This window comes from Streptomyces sp. UNOC14_S4 (genome assembly GCF_020740835.1).
Classification (GTDB): Bacteria; Actinomycetota; Actinomycetes; order Streptomycetales; family Streptomycetaceae; genus Streptomyces.
In genome coordinates this window covers 1-2,968 of the sequence record NZ_JAINFC010000709.1, presented here as the reverse complement: position 1 = coordinate 2,968, position 2,968 = coordinate 1, and the positions used below count along the sequence as shown (strand labels likewise).

At 70.5% G+C, this 2,968-nt stretch carries 2 protein-coding genes; both read right to left on the bottom strand.

The genetic code is table 11. The features are described from left to right. Positions 1-7: 7 nt before the first annotated feature. Positions 8-2,110, bottom strand: coding sequence for a transposase (locus K6I34_RS34695; RefSeq protein ID WP_229332020.1), 2,103 nt, complete (start codon positions 2,108-2,110; stop codon positions 8-10). Between the two features lie 37 nt (positions 2,111-2,147). Further along, positions 2,148-2,807 carry an IS607 family transposase gene (locus K6I34_RS34690; RefSeq protein WP_229332019.1) on the bottom strand — a complete coding sequence of 220 codons (660 nt, stop codon included), beginning with the start codon at positions 2,805-2,807 and terminating at the stop codon, positions 2,148-2,150. Positions 2,808-2,968 lie beyond the last annotated feature (161 nt).

The window sequence follows — 2,968 nt, the reverse complement described above, 5'->3', positions numbered from 1 at the left end:
AGCGTCTCTAGAACTCTGTGTGTGCCTGTGGTTTCCAGGCTTTTCGGGCGCGGCGTGGCCGTCTGCGGTTGTCGTCCGGTGGTCCGAACCTCGGAGTGAGGGGGTGGACTTCGGTGGCGTGCAGGTGGTGGAAGCCGGTCCGCTCGGCGGCGCGGGTGCGTCGCCGACAGGTTCTGCGTGAGAGCCGTGCCCGGCCGGGCCGAAGGAGTTGTTCTTCGAGCCGGCCGGGTGCGGGTACTCCATGACCTGGCACCGGCCTGAATGCTGCTGGTGTCGTGGTGTCATGCCCCGCCGGACGCTGGACTGCCCCCGAGGTGAGGACGGTGGCGGGGACCGTACGCGCATCGGGCATACGGCGGGAAGTCTGTGAGCCCTGGGTCGGGTTTGCGGCGGCATGCCGGGTATCTCGGTGCCGGGGGCCGCTCGGCTTGGTGGGGGTGGGGTGTCCCTTGCCCGGGGTTTTCTTCGGTCCGCGTGGCCGGGGCGGGGCCATTTCTGCGTGGTGCTGGCGGCGCAGACGGCGGGTGGTCTTCTTCGGGCGCCGGACCGGGGCCACGGTGCCCTCCACTGTGGTGCGGATGGTCCGGGTGTTGGTGGCGCGCTCGGTGGTGGTGTGGCTCTGGGCGAGCAGACCGCGGGAGACGATCCGGCGGGCAGCGGCGTGATCGCGGTCCATGGACAGCCCACAGCCCGCGCAGTGCGCCCACTTCCAGCCCCGCTCGTGAAGCCGGTCGGGGGCCGGGTGGTGGGTGAGCCTGCCGAGGCAGCCAGGGCACAGCTTGGAGGTGCCACGGGCCGGGACGGTGGCCACCGCGACTCCCGCTTTCGCGGCCAGGTGCCGGATCGCCTCGGCCACGGTGCCGCGCACCTGCCCGGACAGCCGGGCGTTGCCTCGCCGGTGGCCGCGGGTTTCCAGAGTGGCGAGGTCTTCCAGATAGATGACGTTCGCGCCGAGCGCTACCGCCTGGTCGACGGCCCACCGGGCCGCCGCCCAGGCCAACGCGTCGTTCAGATGCCGGATCCTGGCACACACCCGCTCGTGCTCGGCCTCCAGTACCCGGGCCCGGCCGAGGTGTTCGCCCCAGGCCAGGTGCGGTGCGCCGAGCCCGTCGGCCAGCGCGCGGTAGTGGTCTCGCTTGGCGGCGAGGTGCTCGCGGATACCGCGCAGCCGGTGCAGGGCGGCGCTGATCACCGTGGCGTCGAAGACCAGGGGCCGCCCGTCGGTGACCACCCGGCGGGTCTGCCCTTTTCCGGTCAGGCGGCCCAGTGTTCCGGTGAGCAGGGTGCTCACGCCCCAGTCGAATCCGAGGGCCACGGTATGCCCGCTCGCCTTGGTCAGGGGGGCGGGTCTCGAGTGCGGCAGGTCGACGGCGATCCTCCCGGCCAAGGTGGTGCGCAGGGTGGGGGTGTGCAGCACCGCATCCGGCGCGACGGTGCCGGGCAGCCGGATGTCGATCACGTGCCAGGCCCAGTCACGGCCCGTGGCAGGAACCGCGCACAGGGGGAGTTTGACCCGCAACCGGGCGGTGGCCTCATCCACCCGGACCAGGGTGACCTGCTGGCGGTCCATCGCGGCAAGGAGCACCTGAGGGGCCACCTGCGGCGGGCCCTCCAGTACGCACAGTCCGGCGGGCAACTGCTGGTGCTCGGCCACGAATTGGCGGATCTGCCGGGTCCGGTTGCGGATTTCGGCACCGCTCACTCCGGCGGGCAGCAGTTTCCGCAGCGCCGCCCATTCCCCATCGGTGCGCCGGCCCGGATCGGCGGGCCAGGCGGCGAGGACGGCGGCCACGATGCCGCGCCGGTGCAGGGCCAGGCGCAAGGTGCGGGCCGCGTACTCCTCCGCGCCTCGACGTACCCGGTCCGAGACATACACCCCCGCCGGGTGCGTGACGGTCTGCGGCCAGTTCAGGCGGCGCATCGCCATCCACCCCTTGGACGGCAGCGCCTCACCCCTCTCATCAACCCCGGCGGCCAGCACGTCCAGACAGTCCTCATCCCACCGGGCGGCCACCAGAGCGACGGCCAGCTCCCGGCTCAACTGGGCCAGAAAACCCACCCGTTCCAACAAGACCCGCTGCCCGACCCGCTCACCACTGCTTTCGATCACACCTCGGAAGGCACTACACGACGCCGTCGCCATCAACCTAGCCACGGTCTTCACCCGCAACTCCGGCTCCGGCTCCGGCTTCGGGGGCAGGTTGATTCACGCGGCTACCGGCCTCGGCCAGAAGCCGCCGACGCGCCTCACGCGAGCGCATCCCGTACATGCGACCGGCGAAGGTGGCCACCAGCGCCATGAAATCGTCCAGCAGTTCCTCCATCCCCCCGGCCGCCCCTTTGGCATGCAACACCTCGACCGTGACGCGGTGATGGGCCAGAACCTGGATCAACCATCCCGCGCCGAAGCGGGCCAGCCGGTCACCGTGAGTGACCCGCACATGGGTGAACTCACCCTTCGCGGCCCGCTTCAACATCCGGTCAAGCCCCGGCCGTGACTCCCGCAGCCCCGAAGCACGGTCCTTGAAGACCGCGACCACCACCCCCGAAGCGGATGCCCGCAACTCGGCCTCCTGCGCCACCAGCGACGACTCCTGCCCACTGGTGCCAGAAACCCGCACATACAGCGCCTCACGCCGCCCGGCCACATCCGGGCAGCCAGTCAAAGCATCCAGCACCTCGCTGGAAAAGCGCCGTTCGCGCCCCACCCACACCACCGGAACCTTGCCCTCGTTCGCCCACAGCCGCAGCGTGCCAGGGTGCACACCCACCCGCCGCGCAGCCACCGCCAACCGAAGAAGTTCCATGCCGAGGAACCTACGACCCCACGCACCCCCACCACCCCAAACCGGCATGAACATCACACCATCGCTGGAAGCGGGATGGAATCACCTACAAATCCACCCACGCTCTGCTACGCAGCATCCACCAGGATCCCTAAGCAAAACCCTCAACAGCCGGAGACCCT

Excerpts from the sequence above, each read along its gene's own strand:
- K6I34_RS34690 (WP_229332019.1), bottom strand. The coding sequence starts at position 2,807 with ATGGAACTTCTTCGGTTGGCGGTGGCTGCGCGGCGGGTGGGTGTGCAC.